22 protein-coding genes are annotated in these 23659 nt (G+C 32.1%); 2 read left to right on the top strand and 20 right to left on the bottom strand.

The features are described 5' to 3' along the window. Positions 1-131 precede the first annotated feature (131 nt). Positions 132-746, bottom strand: a complete 615-nt coding sequence (locus GM661_RS09825; protein WP_230866711.1) for a TetR/AcrR family transcriptional regulator — start codon at positions 744-746, stop codon at positions 132-134. Between the two features lie 143 nt (positions 747-889). Continuing rightward, complete coding sequence (locus GM661_RS09820; RefSeq protein WP_230866710.1) at positions 890-1309, bottom strand: Gfo/Idh/MocA family protein; 420 nt, start codon at positions 1307-1309, stop codon at positions 890-892. Between the two features lie 288 nt (positions 1310-1597). Here GM661_RS09820 and GM661_RS09815 point away from each other — a divergent pair, with 288 nt between their 5' ends. Beyond that, positions 1598-2494, top strand: a complete 897-nt coding sequence (locus tag GM661_RS09815; RefSeq protein ID WP_230866709.1) for a DMT family transporter — start codon at positions 1598-1600, stop codon at positions 2492-2494. A 93-nt stretch (positions 2495-2587) separates the two neighbouring features. Here the strand turns inward: GM661_RS09815 and GM661_RS09810 are convergent, their stop codons facing one another. The 4 genes from GM661_RS09810 to GM661_RS09795 form a co-directional block, all read right to left on the bottom strand. Next, the gene (locus GM661_RS09810) at positions 2588-3766 is read right to left on the bottom strand and encodes an iron-containing alcohol dehydrogenase (protein ID WP_230866708.1); all 1179 of its coding nucleotides are present in this window, start codon (positions 3764-3766) and stop codon (positions 2588-2590) included. Positions 3767-3979: 213 nt separating this feature from the next. Further along, positions 3980-4558 (bottom strand): DJ-1/PfpI family protein, encoded by a 579-nt coding sequence (locus GM661_RS09805; protein ID WP_230866707.1) that lies wholly within the window; start codon positions 4556-4558, stop codon positions 3980-3982. A 231-nt stretch (positions 4559-4789) separates the two neighbouring features. Further along, positions 4790-5275 carry a hypothetical protein gene (locus GM661_RS09800; RefSeq protein ID WP_230866706.1) on the bottom strand — a complete coding sequence of 162 codons (486 nt, stop codon included), beginning with the start codon at positions 5273-5275 and terminating at the stop codon, positions 4790-4792. Positions 5276-5307: 32 nt separating this feature from the next. Beyond that, positions 5308-5859, bottom strand: coding sequence for a CDP-alcohol phosphatidyltransferase family protein (locus tag GM661_RS09795; protein WP_230866705.1), 552 nt, complete (start codon positions 5857-5859; stop codon positions 5308-5310). Between the two features lie 208 nt (positions 5860-6067). Here GM661_RS09795 and GM661_RS09790 point away from each other — a divergent pair, with 208 nt between their 5' ends. Next, positions 6068-6655, top strand: coding sequence for a 5' nucleotidase, NT5C type (locus tag GM661_RS09790; RefSeq protein WP_125990458.1), 588 nt, complete (start codon positions 6068-6070; stop codon positions 6653-6655). 3 nt (positions 6656-6658) lie between these two features. Here GM661_RS09790 and GM661_RS09785 read toward each other — a convergent pair whose 3' ends face one another. The 14 genes from GM661_RS09785 to GM661_RS09720 form a co-directional block, all read right to left on the bottom strand. Beyond that, positions 6659-8299, bottom strand: coding sequence for a nucleoside kinase (locus GM661_RS09785; protein ID WP_407929660.1), 1641 nt, complete (start codon positions 8297-8299; stop codon positions 6659-6661). A 4-nt stretch (positions 8300-8303) separates the two neighbouring features. Next, positions 8304-9392: a tRNA epoxyqueuosine(34) reductase QueG gene (gene queG, locus GM661_RS09780; RefSeq protein ID WP_230866703.1), complete on the bottom strand. Its 1089-nt coding sequence runs from the start codon at positions 9390-9392 to the stop codon at positions 8304-8306. 139 nt (positions 9393-9531) lie between these two features. Beyond that, the gene (locus tag GM661_RS09775) at positions 9532-9642 is read right to left on the bottom strand and encodes a MetS family NSS transporter small subunit (RefSeq protein WP_125990456.1); all 111 of its coding nucleotides are present in this window, start codon (positions 9640-9642) and stop codon (positions 9532-9534) included. A gap of 20 nt (positions 9643-9662) precedes the next feature. Then, positions 9663-11174, bottom strand: coding sequence for a sodium-dependent transporter (locus GM661_RS09770; RefSeq protein WP_230866702.1), 1512 nt, complete (start codon positions 11172-11174; stop codon positions 9663-9665). Positions 11175-11429: 255 nt separating this feature from the next. Continuing rightward, positions 11430-12704, bottom strand: coding sequence for an EF-P 5-aminopentanol modification-associated protein YfmH (gene yfmH / locus GM661_RS09765; protein ID WP_230866701.1), 1275 nt, complete (start codon positions 12702-12704; stop codon positions 11430-11432). Further along, entirely contained in the window at positions 12704-13978 is a 1275-nt protein-coding gene (gene yfmF, locus GM661_RS09760; protein ID WP_230866700.1) for an EF-P 5-aminopentanol modification-associated protein YfmF, read from the bottom strand. The genes yfmH and yfmF overlap by 1 nt, the downstream gene beginning before the upstream one ends. A 44-nt stretch (positions 13979-14022) precedes the next feature. Further along, a complete protein-coding gene (locus GM661_RS09755) occupies positions 14023-16791 on the bottom strand; it encodes a UPF0182 family membrane protein (RefSeq protein WP_230866699.1) in 2769 nt (922 codons plus the stop codon). A 95-nt stretch (positions 16792-16886) separates the two neighbouring features. Beyond that, complete coding sequence (locus GM661_RS09750; protein WP_230866698.1) at positions 16887-17567, bottom strand: vWA domain-containing protein; 681 nt, start codon at positions 17565-17567, stop codon at positions 16887-16889. A gap of 82 nt (positions 17568-17649) precedes the next feature. Further along, positions 17650-18354: a JAB domain-containing protein gene (locus GM661_RS09745; protein WP_125990450.1), complete on the bottom strand. Its 705-nt coding sequence runs from the start codon at positions 18352-18354 to the stop codon at positions 17650-17652. Between the two features lie 63 nt (positions 18355-18417). Next, positions 18418-19707, bottom strand: coding sequence for an amidohydrolase (locus tag GM661_RS09740; RefSeq protein WP_230866697.1), 1290 nt, complete (start codon positions 19705-19707; stop codon positions 18418-18420). 65 nt (positions 19708-19772) lie between these two features. After that, positions 19773-21029, bottom strand: coding sequence for a cytochrome P450 family protein (locus tag GM661_RS09735; RefSeq protein ID WP_230866696.1), 1257 nt, complete (start codon positions 21027-21029; stop codon positions 19773-19775). Between the two features lie 175 nt (positions 21030-21204). Further along, the gene (locus GM661_RS09730) at positions 21205-21723 is read right to left on the bottom strand and encodes a CDP-alcohol phosphatidyltransferase family protein (protein WP_230866695.1); all 519 of its coding nucleotides are present in this window, start codon (positions 21721-21723) and stop codon (positions 21205-21207) included. A 31-nt stretch (positions 21724-21754) separates the two neighbouring features. After that, complete coding sequence (locus tag GM661_RS09725; RefSeq protein ID WP_230866694.1) at positions 21755-22057, bottom strand: hypothetical protein; 303 nt, start codon at positions 22055-22057, stop codon at positions 21755-21757. Between the two features lie 62 nt (positions 22058-22119). Next, the gene (locus GM661_RS09720) at positions 22120-23553 is read right to left on the bottom strand and encodes a TrkH family potassium uptake protein (RefSeq protein ID WP_230866693.1); all 1434 of its coding nucleotides are present in this window, start codon (positions 23551-23553) and stop codon (positions 22120-22122) included. Positions 23554-23659: the final 106 nt, after the last annotated feature.

Here is a 23659-nt window from a genome sequence, read left to right as displayed (position 1 = left end):
CACCTTCCAATTTAATTTTTAACTAACCAGATAGTTATTCTTATAAAAAAATTTCTTTTATTTTAGTACTATTAGTTTTATCACCCCCCTTTTTAACTAACCATTTGGTTAAATATATTTAAAAAAACACTTTACCTCTTCAGGTGATAGGCAAAGTGGGTTTGCTTAAAGGCTTTAATGAAATATTCTCTGTATTCCTTTTCATCCATATTAAAATGATGGGTAAACTCATCTTCAAATATAACATAGTTTAATACAGGTAAAGTACCAGTGAAAAATTCTGCCACAAGTATTTCCTTAATATTACCGGGAGATTTTATCCCTTTCTCAAGCAAAGACTGCCTCACCTCTTCAATTTCAGCGCTTATTAGCATTTCACCGATTTTGATTATTATTGATTGTTCAGATACTGCTTTCATAGATTCTACCATAGCGACACGTAATATATCCTTCTTGGTCAAAATATAATCTAATATACTATTCATTACTATATCAAGATTATCTTCACTAAATACATTAATTCCTATCATATTGTTTTTTATTAAATTTTTAAAATCATCAATTAGAATTGTAAATAATGTTTCAAGAATATCTTCTTTACTGTTAAAATAGTAATATATAAGGGCTTTATTTACCCCGGCTTCACTGGCAATTTCACTTACCCTAGCACCATCAAAGCCTTTTTCAGCAAAGAGTTTCTCTGCTACATTTAAAATTTTTTGTTTTGACTCAACTGCATTTCCCATAATTTTTTACTCCTTACGTTTTTAACTAACCGGTTAAATAAATAATATTACAAGATAGATTATTTGTCAAGAGATTTTTTTAATTCCTTGCTCAAATTAAAGTAAGTTAAAAATTTTTCTAACAAGCTGTCCATTCTCCTATTTCAACAGATTTTAACATCATATCGTGGACTCGTTGAATATACACTCCATTCTCGAGTGAAGTTTACTTCCTCTGCAACAGCTAAAACTTCTTCTGCTTCTGTTAAGTTCAGAGCTATCGGTTTTTCACAATAAATATGCCTAATTATAGCTATCAAGAAATCCTTGTGTAGATAATTAGGTGTACAGCAGTGTACAATCTGGATATCATCACTATTAAGTAAATCACGGTAATCAGTAGTTGCAAATCTAAAACCTAGAGTCTCTTTAGCTATATTTGCTGTTTCCTGGTTTGAAGTAGAGACACCGATTAATTCTGTCTTTAAAGCAGGTGGAGCATAAAAGAATCGTAAATTATTATAACAATAAGCATGTACTTTACCTATACCTCCACACCCATAAATACCAATACCATATGTCATATAAATTACCCTCACTAATTTATTAAAAAAATGCTTATTCACGAACTGTACAAAGATTAAAAGCAATTTTTTAGGTTGTGTTTCCTTAATATAATCATTATACTATTATTATATCATACTACTCAAGAGTCAAATAGCACTCAGAGTTATATTATTTCATTTATAGTTATGGTATAGATTTATGCTATTTATTTCTACATTACATAAAAGAAACACCACTGTGTGCCACTTTGATTCTTTACTAGAGTAGTAACTAATCTTAATTAAAAAGGAATGGTGATTATTTAGATGACAAGTATAAATAGTTTCAAAACAGAAAGATCAGTTTCAATATTATTATTAATAATAACAGCTAGCCTCTGGAGCCTGGGTGGACTGTTAATTAAACTAATAGACTGGAATCCCTTAGCTATCGCTGGTGCAAGAAGTATTATATCTGCTATAGTGATCTTGGTTTACTTGAAAAAACCAAAAATCACCTGGTCTAAACCTCAGCTAGGGGCGACTCTGGCCTATGTTGCTACAGTTATTTTTTTTGTTATAGCTACTAAAATGACTACAGCTGCCAATGCCATTCTACTTCAATTTACTGCACCTATCTATGTTACCTTACTCAGCCCCTGGTTATTAAAAGAAAAAACCAGGATAAGTGACTGGTTAATAGTCCTAACTGTACTAGGAGGAATGGCTTTGTTTTTCCTTGATAATCTGAGTTTATATAATATATATGGTAATTTAATTGCAGCTGCAAGTGGAATTAGTTTTGCTTTTTTTACACTGTTTATGCGGATGCAAAAAAATGATTCTCCTTTGGAATCAGTATTACTGGGTAATATTGTAACTTCTATTATATGTATACCCTTCATATTTCAAGCAGGACCCGGCAGCTCAGGATGGCTTTTTTTGATAATACTGGGAGTCTTGCAACTAGGCTTACCATATATTCTTTATTCCAAGGCTATTAAACATGTTTCAGCCATAGATGCAATCCTGATTCCCGTAATTGAACCATTATTAAATCCAGTTTGGGTATTTTTATTTTTAGGAGAAACCCCTGGCTCCTGGGCTCTTATTGGAGGAATTATCGTTTTAGCAGCAATTACCGGGAGAAGTTTTTTACCTATACTTAAATCTAAAGATACTGTAATATCAAATGTTTTTAATGATATTAAATCTATAACGTAAAAATAATTTTTAATAATCAATGTTAGCAACTTAACACTTAAGTTTTTGTCCATAAACATAAAGGAGAGGAAAAAACCTCTCCTTTATGAAATTTTACTTATATGCATTTGTCATAATCTCTATAGTATCTTCAAAGGTCAAAGTATAAGGATCTACGTCAAACAAGCCTCCCATTGTATTGTGTGCATTTTCAGCAAACGTAGGAATCATTTCTCTTTTTATCCCGTAGTCTGACATTTTTAGATTATTTACACCACATTCCTCTTGAAGTCTAATTAATGCTTTTACAAAAGCCATAGGACGCTCGTCCTCAGAAAGATTAGCCACATCAACACCCATAGCTTTTGCCATCACTTTAAATCTATCAGACACTTTAGAAGCAAAATATGTATAATATGATTCTGATAACATAATAAGCCCTGCCCCATGTGGAAGCTCAGAATAATAGGCACTTAGGGCATGTTCCATTGAATGCTCTGAAGTACAACTTGATATAGATTCTACAAACCCGGAAAGAGTATTTGCTAAAGCTACCTGGGTACGAGCTTTAATATTTTCTCCATCTTTTACACAGATCGGTAAATATTTTGCTATTAATTCAATGCTTTTTAATGCATAGGCATCACTTATTGGTGTTGCTATATTGGCAATATAGCCTTCTGTTGCATGGAAAAGTGCATCAAAACCCTGATATGCTGTCAGATGTTTAGGCACCGTCACCATTAATTCTGGATCCACAACTGACAATGTTGGAAAGGTATCTGCACAACCAAAACCAATTTTCTCATTGGTCTCTTCTTTAGTTATAACCGTCCAGGGATCGGCCTCAGTACCTGTTCCAGCTGTTGTAGTAATTGCAATAATAGGAAGTGCTCCATTTTCTAAGGGCATTCCTTTACCTGAGCCACCAGATATATAGTCCCAATAATCTCCAGGATTTTTTGCCATAACAGCAATACTTTTTGCTGAGTCAATACTACTACCACCACCCAGGCCAAATACAAAATCACAATTTTCTTTTCTGGCAAGTTCTGCTCCTTCCATAATGTGAGATTTAACTGGATTTGGTAATATTTTATCAAATATAACATATTCAATTTCTTTTTTCTTTAAAATCCCTTCCAGCCGGTTTAAGTAACCATATTTTTTCATAGAAGTCCCTGCTGATATTACTATTAAGGCTTTCTTACCTGGAAGATTCTCACCTGCTAAATCATTTAATTTTCCAGGTCCAAATAAAATTTTCGTTGGCATATAATAATTAAATTTCATGAAAAAACCTCCTGTTTCAATTTATTTTTTCAAAAAATATATTATCCGTTATTCTTTGAATTCGGATTACATCATTCTTCACTTCCGTGCCGTAATGATTTTTTATTTCTTTCAAAAATTCCTGAAACCCCTTCTATATTTGAAATTATTACTAATTGTTTATGTATCTTTGAAAACTCCTTTCTTAATAAGAATTATAGAATAGTCCTTTAATTAAAATCCCATTATTTCTCTTATTTTATCAGAATCATTTCTGCTTCTAAGCATTTCTAAAAGCTTTAAGGCTACTTCTACTGCAGTCGATGGACACCAGGAGGTTATAATATTATCTTCAACTATAACAGGTTCATTTTCAACTTTAACCCTAAATTCTTCTAGTTGTTTTTGTCTTCTCCCGCCCATCAAATGATAAGTAGTACCTCTTTTCCCTTTTAAAATCCCACTTTTACCAATAGGAAGCGCTCCAACACATATTGAAGCTATAGGCTTATCCTGATTCTTGAATTCTCTTATTAAATTTAAAAACTTTTCATTATATGCTTCTTCGTAAAAACCATAATCTGCAAAACCCCCCGGTATTGCTAGAGCATTGTAATCATCTGTTTTAACTTCTTCTATTAACAAATCCACTCTTATAGGAATATTAAATGTGCTTTTAATTTCCTTAGAAAAGCCACAAGTAACAATATTAATGTTACCATTATTATAATGCCTATCCCAACCAAAAACATCTATAAATGCACTTAATTCAATCATTTCTGCTCCATTAGCAAGAAATAACAATACCTTCATATATAATCTCCTTTCAACGTTCACTCAAATATACTTTATTTTCTTATTCATTATATACCTTAAAACATATAATAATTGCCTAATTTTGTACATCACTATATTCTACAACCCCAAGCAATAATCCTTTTTAACTCATATTAAAAACTTTATGATTATATTTAGTAAACCTGCAAACCCTAATTATTTTTACTGTAATTAATTCGCTTTTTTATCCTTTCTTTATAGTGCCTTTTAGCGCAGCAGATTACAATTTGATAGATAGTTCAAATAAGTCAGCAGAACGGATTGAATATATAATCTATAAAGAACTGGCTCTATCCAACCTAAACCAGCTAAGTGGGCACCTAATTTATGTGAAAAAGATGCACAAATTTTTTCATCATCATACCTTTCTGATGCCGGAATAGGTAATACATTATACCCTTTTTCCTGTATAAAGCTGCTTATCACTGAAGCTGTTATATCTAACCTCTGGTTTATAATATCATAAGCATGATGTTCATAGTTAACCGCAACATCTCTTCTTGAACGGTTTGGTAGCTGATCTACAATATCATTAATTAAAGCTATACCTAATGATATAGCATATGGATATTTTGCAATATCAGCTCCACCTTGTTCCAGAATAGTGTCATAGGCGTAAGATAAATCAGCAACACCGAAATATGATATTCCATATTGTTTGGCTAATTTATTAATACTTTCATTTAATGACACATAATTCACCACCTTGATAAAGAATTTATATTTTACTTGCAAAAAATACCTTTTTTATTTAGTTCTACTTTTTTAAATATTAGCATAATCAAAAATTCTTCTAGAGCTGATATTATAGAAGTAATTGTTGTTACTAATATTAGTATATTGGATATTAGTATATTGGAATTGAGTAAAAATATATATATTGGAATACAATAAATCATTAATCCAGTTATTTTATTTGCTACAGTATGTATAAAAACAATATTTTTATACTTAACTATCCCGATAATAATAGTACTTATTCTAATTGTTATTGTAATAATAATTAACCATTTATATTCTATCAGAATGTTTCTAAACCAGACGAAAAAAATTATTAATAAAACAGTATAGAAAGCAATGTCAGCTATTGAATCTAGTTTAGCACCTAGTTTAGTTTCTATATTATATTTCCTGGCGATAAAGCCATCTAATACATCTGTTAATCCAGATAAAAGATATATTAGAATAAAAATGGTTTTATACGGAAAAGAGACTATTAATAATCCTGAGAATATTATTCTAAATATAGATAATGTATTTGGAATGATTTTAATCATACTCTTTTCCTTTCAAGTATTATTTATCCCATGGTATTTTGTCTTTGGAAAAAGATTCTAAAGTCTGGTATCCATACTTTAAAGCAACATCTATTTACATTAAATTCATTTCAAAAGATGAGTTTTTTTGATATAATATTGAATATCTGTTAAACTTGTTGTTTAATGCTTGGTACTTTCAAGAGATGAAATTTAAAGGAGTGAAAACATGAAGAAAATTATTGGATTTGATATAGATGGGGTAATTACAGACGAAGAACATGAAAATGACAATATATGGCATGATGCTATCTGTAATTTTCTTGGTTATGATATTGTTAGAAAAAGTGATTCTTATTTATTCGATCAAGCATATGATATTTCAAGTGATGTAATAAATAAGTTTCTAGATAAAAATTTAACAGATATATACAGTCAGGTTAAACCAGTACCATTAGCCCGGGAAACAATAAGAAAATTATATAATTATAACTTTGAAGTGAATTTAATTACTGCCCGGGATCAAGGATTTAAAGGTTTAACTACAAAATGGTTAAAAAAACATCAAATACCCTTTACAAAGCTGATACATAATGGTGATAAAGTACCTCATGCCCTGGCCGCTGGAATAGAATTGTTTGTAGAAGATAATGCAGAAAACGCCAGGGCCTTTGCCAGGAATAATATACCAGTTATACTTATTAATAAATACCATAATAAGTTTTTAGAGACTAAAGGTAAAAGTATTTACAGGGTTGACAACTGGCAGGGGGTCTGTCAGATCATCAATGATTTCTTTAAAATAAATTTTTTATAAGTTTTAATTGAAGGGAGAACCACCAATAAACTCTTTGATAATAGAGGTATCAGGAATATCACCTTCAGGCATTGTTTTAAAGCATTTTAGAATACCAAGTAATCTCCTGGCTTGGTAATAACTCTTATCATCTGCTGTGATCTCTTCCAGTAGTGGTTTAGCATATTTCTTTAAAACTGGTAGTTCATAAACCAAAGCAGAATTAAACATCAGGTCTGCATTTTCCTGATAGGGAAAAATATTCCTTTCTTCTCCTCTCCTTACACCAGGCCACCAGTTTATTGTCATAGCTGCTGTCTGGTTGCGGAATTTGTGATCTCTTACTATTCTCCTTATAATCCTTGTATCAGTGGTAGGTATTCTGTTATGCTGGTCTATATTTAGTTGTGTCAGGGCACTGATATATATCTTGTATTTAACATCCTGTGGAATAAACTCTGTTAAGCTATCATTTAGACTATGAATACCTTCAATTATAATAGGTTGTCTTTCCTCTATCTTCATTTTTTTACCACTGGATTCGCGTCTACCTGTTGTAAAATTATAAATAGGTAGTTCTACTTCTTTACCCTGGATAAGTTCAAGCAATTGTTTATTAAATAATTCAAGGTCAATTGCTTCAATAGACTCAAAATCATAATTTCCATTCTCATCTTTTGGGGTGTCTTCACGGTTAATAAAATAATCATCAGTTGAAATTGCCACAGGTTTTAAACCATTAACCCGTAGATGGATCGCTAACCTCTGGGCAAAGGTAGTTTTTCCAGAAGAGGATGGTCCTGCAATTAAGATTACACGCTTTTGTTCAATATCCTGGCTTATCTGGTCAGCTATATTGGCAATTTTCTTTTCATGTAATGCCTCACTTACCCTTATTAAATCACCATATTTTTTTTCCTCTATTACTTTATTTAAATCACTAACATTTTGTACCCCTATTATTTGACCCCATTTTTCATATTCATGAAAAATATTGGCTAATTTAGGCTGTTCTATAAAATCAGGTACATGTAAAGGATTACCCCGCTGTGGATACAAAAGAATAAACCCAGGAAGTCTATAATGCAGTTCAAAGCGGTCTAAATATCCTGTATGTGGAATCATATTGTAGAAAAAATAATTATAATAACCATCTAATTCGTAAATATTAGAGCCAACAGTATCCATCTGTTTTATTAACTCTACCCTTTCACTAAATCCCTGTTTAAGAAACACATTAATTAATTCATCTTTCTTAAAATATACTTTTTTAATAGGTATTTTTCTTTTTATTAATTCTTTCATTCCCTTCTGTATCTTAGAGAGACTCTTTTGAGTAAGGGGGCTATCCTTATGGAGTTCACAATATATCCCATTACTTAAGGAGTGTTCAATTGACAGGATTCCTTCAGGGAACAAATCATAGATAGCCTTGGCCATGACCAGAAAAAGACTTCTTCGGTATATTCTATTCCCAATCTCATCATTAATGGTCAAAAATTCAAGAGAACAATTTTTTTCTAACCTGTTGTTTAAATTATAAAGTTCATTATCAACAACAGCAGCAACAATAATCTTATTATCAGGGTATAGTTTTTTTACTATATCTTCTATAATAATGCCTTCTTTAAATTCATGGATCTGTCCACCTATATTGATACTAATCATCCTAAATCCTCCTCTTTATTCGATTAATTGCTTTTTTTAATTCCTTTCTAACATCCTTATCTTTTTCTTCTAAAAGTCTGTTATTCAGAGTTTTAATATATTCTTTACTGGCAATTTTGCCCACTGCCCAGGCAGTATAGAACCTGATTATTGGTGAAGGGTCATCTATTTTTTGGATTAAATCTGAGAGATAACACCTGTCACCATTATTAGCTATATTAATAATTGCGTTTCTTTTAAGTATTCTTGGTCCCCGCCAGTATAGGGCAGAATTAGTCCACAAGTCTCTTTCAGCTAAATTATCTATTCTTAAAATCTCTGAAAGCTCCGCCTTTAATAATGGGGTAAATTCTTCATGAAGGTCAGTAGGAACATTTTTATTATAAGGACAAAAATCCTGACAATTATCACATCCCCAGAGGTGATTATTAATTACTTCCCTTTCTTCTTCGGGAATAATACCCTTCTTCTGTGTTAAATAACTTATACATCTATCAGCCTTAAGGTGATATGCTTCCATTAAAGCAGATGAAGGACAATTTTTTATACATAGATTACAATCACAGCATTGATTATTTAGGGGTTGATTATGCTCCAACTCAAGATTAGTTAATATTTCACCTAAAAATAAATATGAACCATAAACAGGGTTAATTAAATTGTTATTTTTACCGATCCAACCTAGTCCAGCTCTGCTGGCAATCATTCTATCCAGTAGTGGTCCTGTGTCACTATATGTTAGCATATCTACTCCTGGAACAATTTCCCTGATAAAACCCATTAGTTTTTCCAATTTGTTTTTCATAACATGATGGTAGTCCCTGCCCCTGGCATAGATTGAAATATAACAATCACCATTATATTTTTGTGAACTGGCATATGATAAGGCAACAGCAATTATAGACCTGGCTGAAGGCAAGTGTAATTTAGGTTTAGTCAGTAATTCAATGTCATTCTTAATAAAACTGGATAATTTTCTATTATTTAATCTTTTAGCAGTATCCTCAAAGGGTTCTGCAGAGGTTATACCAACAAGGTCAAAGCCAATATTAATTGCCGCTTTTTTAATTACTTTTGCTAGATTTGGCATAATATCAACTCTCTCCACTTAAAATCCACAATTAAAAACATCAAAGTAAACCTACAAACCCCTCTAATAATATTTCTCTGATGGTATCTTCTAATACACTAAGCCCAGACCTTGAAGCCTGGGCTTTTAAATATTTTATCTATTTATCTTTATCCTTAGAAGACTTTACTGCCTTATTAACAGTAATATAAAGACCACCATAAAGAACAACAACACCAAAAATCAACATAATTATTGCAGATGGTGTCATACTATCTTATCCCTCCTCAATTAATAATTACTGGTTTCTGCATTAAGACTATCTATTTCCCTACTTCTTATATTAGCAAAGACAACAGAAATTATTAGCATAACAATTAATAAACCCCAGCCACCTAACCATTGATAGATATTATCATATCCTCCATATGGTTCTTTGCCAAAGGTGTTTACATAGAATTTACTTGCTACCAGGTAAAGAAGGACAGCAGGTGTAAGTATTTTTACCATAAAATCCCACCATGGACCAACTTGATATTCAGAAATAGGATTGAAGTAATCACGAAGTTTTGTGGGACTAAAGAACCAGCCGATAGCTATACATTCCAATAATCCCCCTAATAATAAGGCATAGTTATTCATATAATAGTCTACTATATCAAGCCAGTACAAACCAGCCTTACTTGCAAAAATCAGGCTAAATAGCGCCATTACTATTATTGTCCAGAGAGTAATTTTTCTTTTATTTAACTGGAGCTTATCGGTAAAGGCAGTAACATTTGCTTCTACCAGTGAAAAGGCTGAATCAATTCCCAGGGTTAATAATGTTAAGAAAAAGATCAGACCAAAGATGGTAGCAACAATCGGACCCCCTGGTAGCATATTTATTGCATTAGGATAAACAACAAAAGCCAGACCGACTCCACTGGCTGCAACTTCAGAGATAGGAACACCCTGGGTCTGTGCCATATAACCAAGTGTTCCAAAAATACCAAAACCAGCCAGAAAACTCACCCCAGAATTGGCGAATACTGTTATTAAGGCATTATTAACAATATCCGAATCTTTAGGCATATAACTGGCATAGGCTATCATAATTCCCATACCTATACTGAGGGTAAAGAATATCTGTGAGTAAGCAGCAATCCACACCTGTGGGTCCAGAAGTTTACTAAAATCAGGTTGTAAGTAATAATTCAAACCCTGTACAGCACCAGGAAGTGTTACAGCCCTTAACATTAGAATTATTAATAAGGCAATCGGCAGAGTTACTGTAACCCAGACAACCTTACCTACACTTTCAGTACCTTTCCTTAAGATTAAATAAATAGCAATCCAGGTAATTATAACACCGATCAGGACCGGTATACTAAAACCACCCAGTTCCCCAGGGCCTGAACTAAGTTGGAGTACATTATTATAGAAATACCCCCCGGCATCATTACCCCAGGCAACAGTAAATGAACCCCAGATATAATCCCAGATCCAAGCCATAACACCAGCATAATAAATTACAATAAAAAAGGCAGTTAATGTTGTCCACCAGCCGATAATCGAAAATTTCTTCCGTATTTTTCCCAGTGCTTCCGGGGCTCCCAGTTGGTATTTTTGACCCAATGAAAACTCCATAATAAGCAGTGGAATACCTGCAGTCAGTAAGGCAACAAAGTATGGGATTAAAAAAGCCCCTCCACCATATTTATAAACAATATACGGAAAACGCCATGCATTACCTAACCCAGCAGCAGAACCAACAGCAGCAAGAATAAATGCCGCCCTATTCCCCCAACGATCTCTTTTCATGCTCAATTTCTCCCTCCTTAAAAATTATACACATTACAAAAATACTATAAAAGCCTGTACCTACTGACTACTCGCTTAATCACCCCCAATTTACTATGGAATTTCCCAGCTGTTTTAATAAATTAAAATATTCGAAGAAGAACCTTATTTCCTCAAATATTGGCTGAGCTTACTTGGCTCAGGGTAGTGATATTATATATTATTATATATATTTTTCAAATCTATTGCAAGTTATGAGAACAAAGCCTAGGTATATTAATGTTCAACAATTGATCTAACAGCCTTTTCTTCCCTGAAAAGGCTATCATAAAACCCAATTACATAATCTAATTCAATATCATTAATAATATCTAATAAGTCTAAATAGTTAATACCTTTAAATATATAATTAATAAACTCTGAAGCTGTCCTGGCAAAGGAATTAAAACTCTTTATATAATTACCCAGATTCTTTTTATAAATAGTCTGATAGTCCTTGATAGTAATTTTATTTAAACTATCTGGTAAATCTTTAATTATTCGCTGGTATAATTTATCCGGGTCTTTGCTTTTACCGCCCATTAAGGCATAACCATAACCTTTTTCTAAAATATAGTATTGGTGAAAGTGATTATCTACTAAACCCTCATTATAAAGGGATTGATACAACTTTGTTCCTTTACCAATTAAAAGGTCAATTAAAATATTAACCGCTAATTCCTGTTTAACTAATTCATAGCCGTTATCAGGAATTTTTACTTCTTTAAAACCAAGATTAAAGAGGGGTTCTGATACATCCATTTCCTTTTTAATTAATTTTTGATTAATGCTGTCATTTTCAACAGGAAAAACCTTTTTAACCCCCTTTATTTCTCCAATAATTTTCTTTGACTGATTATCCACTATTAATTTAAGTGTTTTATTAAGATCAAAATCCCCCAGAAGAAAAAGCACCATGTTCTCTGGTCTATAAAAACTGTTATAACAAAGATAAAGTCTGTCCTTATCAATCTTATTAATACTTTCAATACTACCTGCAATATTCTTTCTAAGGGGGTGATTATTATACAATCCCTGTAGGAGATTTAAATAAACCTGATATTCCGGATCATCCTCATACATTAATATCTCCTGAGCAATAATACCCTTTTCTTTTTCAACATTCTCATCAGTAAAATAGGGTTTTTGAACAAAATCAAGGAGATTGAGTAGTGAGGTTGCGAAATTATCAGTAGAACTAAAGAGATAGGCAGTAGTTGTATAATTTGTATAGGCATTGGCTGAGGCACCGGTACTGGCAAATTTGGCAAAACTATCCCCATCTTCATTTTCAAATAATTTATGTTCTAAAAAATGAGCTATACCATCAGGCAACTTCATTTCCCCTTTATCTTCCAACAGCAGGGTAGTGTCATTGGCACCATAATCACAGGCAAAAATAGCATATTGTTTATTGAAATTTTTCCTGGGCATTAGATATACATTAAGACCATTATCCAGTACTTCATGGTAAAGACATTCATTAATTATTTTATTCTCCAATTTATTCACTACCGTTCACCTTCCTGTCTGTCAAGGAAATAGATTGTATCTAGTTTGATCTGTTTCGCTATATTAATTACATCTTCCCGTTTGACTGCTGAGATTGAATCAAGGGACTTATCAATTGATTCAGGGTTATTATTAATTAAACCCAGTAAATAATGACCTGCAAGTCCATCTATTCTATCTGCTATATTTTTAAAACGGTTCTGTAAGGACATTTTAGCCCAGTCCAATTCCTGAACAGTAAAATTACCTTTTTTTATCTCCTCTACCTGCTGTAGAATGATTTCTCTGGCCTTTTGATAAACATTAAAATCTATTCCTGAACTTATTAACAATAATCCCTTGGTTGTTTCAAGACCAGAATTAGCAAAATAGGCCAGACTGGACCTTTCCCTTACATTTTGAAAAAGCTTGGAATGTGGGAAGGCTCCGAGAATTCCATTATAAACAATAAGTGGATAATAAGACTTACTCCCTCTGGTAATTCCGGTTCTAAAACCCATAATTAACTTACCCTGTTTTACCTTCATTTTATCTTTGATCTCTTTTACATCACTTACCTGACTGATTAGCTCAGTTTTATTAATCCCTTTAGATTGTTTATGTTTAAAGTCAAATACAGTATTTATATCACTAAGAACCCTGTTATCCTCTACATCACCTACTACAAAAAAGAGGATCACACTATTATTAATTATTGAGTTGTAACGCTTAAGTAATTGCTCTTTGGTGATGACTTCCAGATCTTTCTTTTTCCCTAATTTATACAAGCCATAGGTTTCATTAGCACACATCTCCTGATAACATCGTTCTACAGCATAACTATATTTATCATTAATCAAAGCACCTATCTTTCTTTGTAGATTATCCTTTTCCTGTTCAATATACTCCTCTTTCATAGCTGGATTTAAAACCAGTTCATAGAGAAGTTTAAGCCCTTCCCTAAATAATGGTGTTTGGTCAGGCAAAAAAATCTCATTGGGGAGTTCCAGGGAGAAAATCAGCAATTGATTTTCTCCCCTCTTTAAGACAGAAATACTCAGTTCAGCACCATATAATTCATTTAACCTAATTTTAAACTCCCGTGTAGTAGAGTACTTGTTTGAACCTCTGTAGAAAACATAGGGTAACAGGGCATTAGCACTTACTGTTTCAGCAGCTAGTTTTTCGATAATAACCATTTGGATTAGATTAGTCTTAAATTTATTGCTATTAAAGATATGTAAATCACAACTATTATTTAATTTATAGTGATTAAATGCATTTGTCTTATTCATAACCCACCTTCTTTCCTTGATTATTAGTCTAAAAATTACTATAGTTACATGTTTTCATCTGGCATATTACTAATCTCATTTAAGCGCTCCAGTAATTCACTAAGTCTTTCTATTTGTTCACCATAATCTGCCCAGTTGCCTTCTTTAAGACTTTGTTGGGCCTCTTGATATACCTCCAGTGCCCTGCTACTTAGTTCCTGTATATCACTGGATATTATTTCAACCATACCTGGTCTTTGACCTTCTATTTCCTCTGTTTCTTCTTCAATCTCTTCAACACCAAATATCACATTAAGTGCCTGCCTGAATGTTTCCCTCATAACTACCCTATCTTTATAGGCCACAACCACCCTTTTTAGTTCAGGTAATTCACTGGTTTCAGCTTGCAAATAAACTGGTTCAACATATAGTATGGCTTCACCGATAGGTATTACCAGGAGATTACCCCTGATTACCCTTGAGCCGCGCTGTCCCCATAAGCTCAGTAGTTGAGATATATCGGCATTCTGGTCAATTCGTGATTCAACCTGCATAGGACCATAAACAAGTTTATCTTTAGGAAAACTATAAACCAGTAATTCACCATACTTATCTCCATCTGAACGGGCTGCTATCCAGGCTACCATATTATTTTTATTTATTGGGGTAAAGGGAAGCATCAAGACAAATTCGCTATTTTCATTATCAGGCAATTTCACAATATTATAATAGGGTTGCATCTGAATACTGTTTCCAGCATATTTTTCTGTAGGTATATTCCACCTGTCTTCCTTGTTATAAAAGACAGTAGGGTTTTTCATATGATAGGTACTATATAATTCTGTTTGGATTAAGAATAAATCCTGGGGATATCTTAAATGGGCTCTGATATCATCTGGCATCTGTTCTCCGGAAACAAATAAATCGGGGAAAATTTTCTGATAGGTCACTGCCAGGGGGTCATCTTCATCAATAAGATAGAATTTCATAGAACCATTATAGGTATCAATAACAACCTTGATAGAGTTTCTAATATAGTTACCAATCCGACTTGTTTGTGAATAAGGGAATCTATCAGTTGTAGTATAGGCATCCTGGATCCAAAATAATCTACCCTCACTTACAACAAGATATGGATCAGCATCATAGCTTAAAAATGGAGCAGTTTTTCTTACCCTGGTTTTAATGTTACGGTAGTACATTATACGGCTCTCTGGAGTAATATCTTGATTTAATAATAATTTTATATTACTATAACGAATCGCATACAAAACCTTTTTAAAATAATTATTTAATTGTACACCACCAGTTCCATCATAATCTGTATAGGCATTTTCAGAACCAAGGGGGTAATCAAATTCGCCTTCTTTTGTATTAGCTATTATGTAATCAGAATTGGTTTTTTCACCATAATAAATAGCAGGGTTATCCACCTCTATATCACTAAATGTTTTAGGAGGAATATCTTTGATCAAAAACGTTGGTAGTCCATCACTAGTGACTGTATTTACTGGACTCATGGTAACCCCATAACCATGGGTGTATTTTAATTTTTGATTTATCCAAGTCCTGGCCTGACTTGCTAACCTATTCTGGTCCAGTTCTCTGGCAGCTAACATTACCTGTCTGTACTCACCATCAACCATATATCTATCTATATCTATATTAGGAAATGTATAGTATTGTCTTAATCCCTGTAATTGATTATAGGTTGACAGTAAAGGCCGTGGATCCAACAGACGAATATTATTTACTGTTTCTTCATTATCTGCCAGTATTTCATTTGTTAGATTATCATTAAGTCTAAATTCCTCTTCTTTAATATCATTAAGACCGTAAGCCTTGAGTGTCATATCAATATTATAACTAATATATTTTCTTTCCCTATCTATCTCATTTGGCTCTACCTGAAATCGTTGAATAAAAGAAGGGTAGAGGGAACCAAAAATAATCGAAGCTATTAACCACAGACCTAGACTCCAGAGTAATACCCGGTAATTTTTTTTGAATAGATTGATTAAGAGGATAATTGCAGTTAAAAAGGCAATAATGGTTAATACTCTTAAACCAAGCATATTGGCATTTACATCTGTATAGCCAGCACCAAAAACAACTCCTCTTGCAGAATATAGCAGATCATACATACGCAGCCGATAGCTAAGGGCTTTCAAAAATAAAAACAAGGTAATTAATACTGTGATATGGGTTTTGGCCCTGCTGCTTAATTTAAATTTTACATCTTTAAATGAATTAATACCTGCAGACAGTGTATAAATTATAGCAATCGTAATCAGAGTTAAGACTGTTAAGACCATCCCCATGTCCTTTAAAAAATTATAAAAAGGGAGTGAAAAAACATAAAAACTGATATCCTGTGAAAAAATTGGATCGACTATCCCAAACTCTGTTTGGTTAAAATATTTTAAAACAATTTTCCAAAGCTCCTGATTGATAGAACTGAATAAAAACCCGAGAATTATACTGCTGAGTAAAAATAAATAATTCAACCGTTTTTTATTTAACCAAGCTATAAAATCATTGTTGCTGCCGCGGAAAAGGGATTCTACGTTATCATCCCCTTTAACACTTAAATACTCTAGCAGTGGTTTTTTAGTAAAAGATAGGTTTATATAAAGAAAGATAGTAAATAAAAGTCCTACTATTATTCGCAACCAGAAATTAGTGAAAAACATTGTAATAAAGGTTCGCTGATAATTAAGGTTTTTAAACCATAACCATTCAGTATAAAATTGACTTCCAGAAAAAATAAGTATCATTAAGGCAAATAATGCTAAAATAATTATCGTTAATAAAACTTTAAAAGTTTTACTCATTTTTTATCACTCTCCATGTTTTTTAATCATATATATTATTCCCTAAAATTAAGAAATATCCTCTTTTTTACTAAAAAAAAAAGGGCCTGACGGCCTTATTGTTTAAAAGTTGGAATTACTTCCCTGTGATTATGATAGGTATAATAGTTGCCTCCAGTCAAAGAAACCATTTCCTTTAATCTGGTTTTTATCTTATCATTTTCCAGTTCTCCAATATGTACTACATGTAAGATAATATTATTATCTTTTAGTTCTTTTACAACTTCTTTTGGAGGAATAGCACCATTATCTATTCCATCACTTACCAGCATAATGTATTTTTGTCCATTAACAGCAGTTAAATCCTCTACAGCTTTTTTTAATGAATAGGCAATAGGTGATTTGCCCAGTGGCTTCACATTTGCAATAAAGTTTATTACTGCTTCTGTATTATTTTTATTAAATGGTAAGGCTAAGAATGAATCTTCAAGGTCACCCACCCTTCTTGCACCAAAAATCCTTAATCCTAGATTAATATCATGATCAATTTCAGCAGCAAAAGTTTTTAAAATTTCTTTAGATTTAATAATTTTCTCAATCCCATAGTCCCGTCCCCACATACTTCCTGAGGCATCCCAGATAATTTCAAGATAAACCTCATTGGATTCCCTGTTAAGACTAAGTTCATTACTGGTAACCTTCTTTGCCCCCTGACGCCAGACACTTTCATATGCCCCAAGAAACAAACCAAATATTAACAGACATAAAACTAATATTTTGATCGACTTATCATTCACAACTACCCCTCCTTAATAAAAATTATATTAAAAAAGGGTGAAAATAAGAACAGACCTACCAATATGGTAAGCCTGTTTTTTTTTAGATATAATTTAATTGATCAAAACTATGATAGCCGTTTTCTTCTATAATTATATGGTCAAGGAACTCTACCCCCAGTATTTTACCTGCCTTTAAAAGCCGCTTGGTAAGTAAAATATCTTTTTGAGTAGGTTGAGTAAAGTGTTTATTGGTATTCTGGGCAATAATAACTGATACCTGATCATTTAAAAGGAATGGAGTATGAAAAATTATCTTGGGATCAAAACTGATAGGCTTACTTAAACCCTCACCCAGTAATTCCCAGGATATCAAATAATTGTCTTTATTCATAGTTAGGATCATCAGTCTTTTCATATTGGCAGAATTCAATTCATAAAAGAGATTATAGACATCAAGAGGTTGTAAAATCGGTTTTTTAATCTCGGTACTAATGGTCTTTTGAGAACTTTCACATTTCTCCAGAAAAGCATTTATTGTGCTAATCTCCTGCAATTGACCGTAGAAATCAATAACCTGATCTATATTAATAAAATCTGAAGAGGATTCATTTATACTATTTTTAATTTGATTTTGAATTGAAATAGAATCAATAACCTGATAGCGGGTTTTTTTACAATCAGGGCAGTTAAAGGCAACAAATCCCTTTCCTTTATATTTGCCTAAATTCTGATCGAAATGCCCTAAGCCTAGTATATTATCTTCATTAATCTTGCTTCCGCATTTCCAGCAATATATATTTAACATTGTTTCCCTCTCCTTTCCGGGTTACTATTATAATACATTATATTTAAGAACAGAAAGTTTAATTCATTTTTCTTTAATAATTCTTTCTACTTCATAATATATCTTTTCAACGTCAATTGTTAATATATTCTTCTTATTCATAACTATTTTACCATTAATAATAACTGTATCGACATCACGACCACTGCCAGCGTAAAAGAGATTAGATAAATTATTATGATGGGGATAATAAAAACTGTTATTAGATATATTTACTAAGATTATATCTGCTAAATTTCCCTGAGCAATAATTCCTAAATTATCTCCTAATTGTAAGACCCTTGACCCCGAAAGCGTTAACATTTTCAATAAAGAATGAACATCCATTACAGTAGGATTAAGTTTATCAACCTTCTGTAGATATGAACCCAGTCGAGCCTCTTCGATCAGATCAAGGTTATTATTACTTGAGACACCATCAGAACCAATACCTACTTTAATATCTTTGTCAATCATTTTACAGATAGGGGCAATTCCACTACCCAGTTTCATATTACTGGCCGGATTATAGACAACACCAACCTGATTTGAAGCCATTATATCAATATCTTCATCATCAAGATAAACACAATGAGCAGCTACTACTGGTCTACTGAATAAGCCAATATTGTTTAAATATTTGACAGGTGATAGCCCATATTCTTTTTCTATCTCGGCATATTCCCCCTTTGTTTCTGCCAGGTGAATATTAACCGGCAGATTATGTTCATTAGACAAATCAATAATCTCTCTCAGATATCCCTCTGAACATGTATAAGGTGCATGTGGTCCTAACATCGTTGTTATTCTGCCATCTGCTCCCCCCATCCACTTCCGGCTAAATTCAAGTGATTCTATTAGACCTTTCCTGCCGTCATTTGCTTCAATCAGTCCAGTTGAAAGTACAGCTCTAATGCCTGATTCCTGGACAGCCTTTGCTACCAAATCCATTGAAAAATACATGTCAGCAAAGAGGGTTGTCCCTGTCCTGATCATTTCAATAATTGCTAGCATTGTTCCCCAATAAATATCATCAGAATTTAAACCTGCTTCATAAGGCCAAATCTTATCATTTAACCATTTATTTAACGGGAGGTCATCTGCATATCCACGTAATAACGTCATACCGGCATGTGTATGACAGTTTACTAATCCAGGCAGAGCAATTTTCCCTCTACCATCAATAACCTGGTCATATTTATTGTGTTCCTGATCCTCATGATAGCCAGAACCAACTTCTGTAATTAACTTATCTTTAATTATTATATAGCCGTTATTGATCATCTCTTGATTAGCAGAATAAATCACATCAATATTTTTAATTAAAATTTCCATTTACAGTCAACACCTTTTATTCTATCTTTTAAGAAATAATTCTACAGAAAGAGCAAGAATTCCTGCTATTTTATTAAATTAATAATTATATCATCCATAATAATGTTTTCCATTCCACCCATTTTATTCTTTATAATGATTTCCAGGCCTTTTTCCAGGTCTTCTCTTAATAAATCAAGCTGATTTACAGGATAACTTGCATCAAGATAAGAAGCAATCTCTTCCAGGGATACCTTTAAGGGGTAAGTACTACTCAAGGCTTCATTTATCTCTTTAATTAATTCTTTATTTATTTTATTAATTGAGCCGTTTAAATTTGCAGGGTTTATCTCTAATAGTTCAATTAAAAATGAATTATTATTATATGTTAAATAGTTTTCAAATAAACCTTTAAACCGTTTATTCTGTAATTGTGAGAGATATTCCTTGATACCTTTTCTCAACATAGGTTTAATCTTCTTTAAGGAGGGAATAGTAATCCTTTCTCCGAGATTAAACCCACAATTACATTTTACTTTTTTTTTCAATATTTCATTTAAGTTAATTACCTCACATTGGTCCGGGAAAAAGGTTTCAATATATTTTTTAATAGGTTTCATATTGTAAGCGACCTTAATAATCCTTATATTAGAAAGATTATCAAGGGCATTATATTCTGGAAGTGAATATAAATTACCATAAAAATCACTTAATTTTTGATGATAATATTCATGTTCCTTTGTATATTGGACCTTGTAACAGTTGATAAATTCATTTATCTCTTCCCTGAGTTTTTCCTGGGCCTGAGGGTTAGAGACAATAATATGAAGCTCAGTAAATTTTTTTAGTATTGTAAGTAAAGCCATTCTCATTTTTTCATAACCACGTAAAGGCAGAGAAATTTCTTTTAAATAATTATATTTTTCTATTAATTCCTGGTCAATCCTTTTTCTAACAAAAGACAAATTTTCTTTAACAATTTTTAGTTCACTAAGAAAATTATTTATATTACCATAACTTGAGATGATTAATTTATGAAAATTTTTTAAACCTTTATAAGGGTCATTATCAAATCTATAGAAATCCTGTTCCAGGATATGATTAAGACGAAATAAAGGGGCATTTATATCCTTGATCTGTTCACTCTCCTCCAGGAGATAACATAACTGCATATTTACCCTGATTGATTGTTCTAGTTCATCCTGCATATTCTCTTTTATATTAATAATTATTTCCCATAAAAATTTCTGGTTTTCCAGGTTATTAGTAGAACCATTTAGTTCATAGCCAAAATCCTTTAATATTCTCAAAAGATTAATCCAGCATTCCGTATTTAATAACATTATAAAATACCTCCTTCTTTTGACTTCTAATATAAACAATTCTATAATAGCCATATTATTCCTTTGTAGATAATGTCTTACTTTGTCAGGAGGTCAATTTTTTTTCTTTCAAGAATAAACAAATAAAGACAGCCTTTATCAGCTGTCTGGTGATTATGTTTTATTATGTATTTTATTAATTTACATTGGAAGAAAGTTTGTTCAGAGTTGTTTTTATGTAATCCAATCCAGAAACTATATTTAAAGGAATGACTACATAAAAAAGAAATAAACCAATAAATTTTACATTTAATAATCTTAAGGCAATGGCCAGATATAATAAAAAAATGGAGATTTTACCAAGCAAACTGGGGTTAATCATATCATAGCCAAGCAAATAAGTAATACCTGAACTTATAAAGATAAACAACTCCCTGATCAAAAGAATTACCGGAATATAATGTGGGATTATATCTGAAATAATCAGGGCAATTAAAATACTGATTATACTGAGCTTATCTGCAGTTGGGTCAAGTATCCTGCCCAGATCACTTGTTAATTGATATTTCCTGGCAAAATAACCATCGAGAAAATCTGTTAATGCTGAAAAAGAAAAAATAATTGCAGCAGTAATATAATTGCCGGCTAAAAAATAATATAGATAAACTGGAATCAAGAGAATTCTAAGTAGACTCAATAAATTAGGTAAACCCATTATAAAACCACACCCATTTCATAATTATAGTCTATTCACTGTTATATTCTTCTTCACTAATAACTTTTCCCCCATCTATTTCCTGGTTAACAATATTATATCTCTTATCAAAATCAATTCTCAGATTTATTTTGTGGTAACAGTTACTACATACTACACCCTTATTTACTCGAAAACAAACTGACTTATCATTATAAACACGGCTGATATCATAACTTTTCCTTAAAAGAATTTTAATTTTATGGCCACATTTATTATCCTGGATAAATATAAACATTAAATTTCTTTTATTATTACTTTTAAACAAATCTCTAAAAAAATCTAATAAACTCAAAAAAATACCCCCTTATCCTAACATTTAAAACAATTATATATCAAATTTTTTACTAATTCAAGCTATCTCCAGTCCATAAAAATAAAAACAAGAATTGTATATATCTCTAATCTACCCATTAACATACAACAGGAAAGAATAAGTTTAGCAAATTGCGGTAGTGGCATAAAAGAATTAAGGGGACCTACCAGCTCTAAGCCAGGTCCTATATTGCCCAAGGTTGCTGCTACAGCTGATATAGAACTTAAGATATCTATCCCAAAATAGCTTAATGAAATTGTAGCAAGGACAAAAACGGTTATATACATAAAGAAAAAACCCAGGATACTTGTTGATATTCTCTCTGAAACAGACTGCTTATTAACCTTAATTTTCTTTATAGCCCGGGGATGTAAAAGTCTGTATAATTCCTGTAGTCCCTTTTTAAATAAGACCTGTATTCTTATTACCTTTATTCCTCCAGCAGTAGAACCTGCACTACCACCTATAAACATCAAAATAAGTAATATCCATCTGCTAAAAGGTGGCCAGGTATCATAGTCTACTGTTGCAAATCCGGTAGTACTGGCAATAGATACAACCTGAAATCCTGCATATCTTATTGAAGTGCTTATATCTCCATAAACATTAAAAAATAGGTTAAAAGTAATTAATATGATAGCACTTAGTAAGAGAAGCAGATAAAACCTAAACTCCTCATCATTATATATCTCATTAATCCTTCCCTTAAAAATGCTATATATGAGATTAAAATTGGTCCCAGCAAAAAACATAAATAAAATTATTATATATTCAAAAATAATATTATTATAGGCGCGAACACTGAGTGCCCGGGAGGAAAAACCACCTGAAGAAATAGTTCCAAAAGAATATATTACTGCTTCAAAAAGAGGGAGCCCATTAACTTTAAGAAGTATTATTTCTAAAGCAGTTAATAGAATATAAATAAACCACAATGTCTTGGCTGTTTCCTGAATTCTTGGTTTAATACGGTTATCTAACGGTCCTGGTACCTCTGCCCTGAAAAGATGCATATTTCCGGCTAGCTGCGGTAAAACTGCCATTGTCATTACGATAATACCCATCCCCCCCAACCAGTGTGTTAAACTCCTCCAAAAGAGTATTGTATGACTTAAACTTTCCAGAGACATAATTACTGATGAACCAGTTGTTGTAAAACCTGAAACACTTTCAAAGAAGGCATCTATTGGGGTTTTAAGTATACCGGACAAGAAAAATGGAATTGCTCCATATATAGAGACAAGAAGCCATCCCAGGGTAACTATAACAAATCCATCTTTATATTTAAGACCATTTTTATTAAATCTAAATTTCCTTAAAATACTACCACTTATAAAAGTAAGTCCCATGGTAATAATAAAAACAAAGGCATCTTCTTCATGATAATAAAATCCTACTAGTATTGGTAGTAACATTGATAAGGCTACAAATATCAAAAGACTACCTAAAATATATAAGATAGAATTTATATTCATAATACACATGCACCCCATTTCCTTCGTGTTCAATATATAAATATGTTAAAGCCTGATTAGTAGAAGTTAAATATTTTTTTATATATTTATATAAAAATGGGTAATC

The sequence above is a fragment of the Iocasia fonsfrigidae genome (assembly GCF_017751145.1).
GTDB classification, from domain to species: domain Bacteria; phylum Bacillota; class Halanaerobiia; order Halanaerobiales; family DTU029; genus Iocasia; species Iocasia fonsfrigidae.
This window is presented reverse-complemented; position numbering and strand designations above follow the sequence as displayed.

What these genes read in the sequence shown, in the direction of transcription:
- GM661_RS09810 (WP_230866708.1), bottom strand. Translation starts at nt 3,766, where the DNA reads ATGAAATTTAATTATTATATGCCAACGAAAATTTTATTTGGACCTGGA.
- yfmF (WP_230866700.1), bottom strand. Translation starts at nt 13,978, where the DNA reads ATGAATAAGACAAATGCATTTAATCACTATAAATTAAATAATAGTTGT.
- GM661_RS09820 (WP_230866710.1), bottom strand. Translation starts at nt 1,309, where the DNA reads ATGACATATGGTATTGGTATTTATGGGTGTGGAGGTATAGGTAAAGTA.
- GM661_RS09730 (WP_230866695.1), bottom strand. Translation starts at nt 21,723, where the DNA reads ATGGGTTTACCTAATTTATTGAGTCTACTTAGAATTCTCTTGATTCCA.
- GM661_RS09740 (WP_230866697.1), bottom strand. Translation starts at nt 19,707, where the DNA reads ATGGAAATTTTAATTAAAAATATTGATGTGATTTATTCTGCTAATCAA.
- GM661_RS09805 (WP_230866707.1), bottom strand. Translation starts at nt 4,558, where the DNA reads ATGAAGGTATTGTTATTTCTTGCTAATGGAGCAGAAATGATTGAATTA.
- queG (WP_230866703.1), bottom strand. Translation starts at nt 9,392, where the DNA reads ATGCCAAATCTAGCAAAAGTAATTAAAAAAGCGGCAATTAATATTGGC.
- GM661_RS09825 (WP_230866711.1), bottom strand. Translation starts at nt 746, where the DNA reads ATGGGAAATGCAGTTGAGTCAAAACAAAAAATTTTAAATGTAGCAGAG.
- GM661_RS09720 (WP_230866693.1), bottom strand. Translation starts at nt 23,553, where the DNA reads ATGAATATAAATTCTATCTTATATATTTTAGGTAGTCTTTTGATATTT.
- GM661_RS09745 (WP_125990450.1), bottom strand. Translation starts at nt 18,354, where the DNA reads ATGTTAAATATATATTGCTGGAAATGCGGAAGCAAGATTAATGAAGAT.
- GM661_RS09790 (WP_125990458.1), top strand. Translation starts at nt 6,068, where the DNA reads ATGAAGAAAATTATTGGATTTGATATAGATGGGGTAATTACAGACGAA.
- GM661_RS09735 (WP_230866696.1), bottom strand. Translation starts at nt 21,029, where the DNA reads ATGTTATTAAATACGGAATGCTGGATTAATCTTTTGAGAATATTAAAG.
- GM661_RS09815 (WP_230866709.1), top strand. Translation starts at nt 1,598, where the DNA reads ATGACAAGTATAAATAGTTTCAAAACAGAAAGATCAGTTTCAATATTA.
- GM661_RS09770 (WP_230866702.1), bottom strand. Translation starts at nt 11,174, where the DNA reads ATGAAAAGAGATCGTTGGGGGAATAGGGCGGCATTTATTCTTGCTGCT.
- GM661_RS09795 (WP_230866705.1), bottom strand. Translation starts at nt 5,859, where the DNA reads ATGATTAAAATCATTCCAAATACATTATCTATATTTAGAATAATATTC.
- GM661_RS09755 (WP_230866699.1), bottom strand. Translation starts at nt 16,791, where the DNA reads ATGAGTAAAACTTTTAAAGTTTTATTAACGATAATTATTTTAGCATTA.
- GM661_RS09775 (WP_125990456.1), bottom strand. Translation starts at nt 9,642, where the DNA reads ATGACACCATCTGCAATAATTATGTTGATTTTTGGTGTTGTTGTTCTT.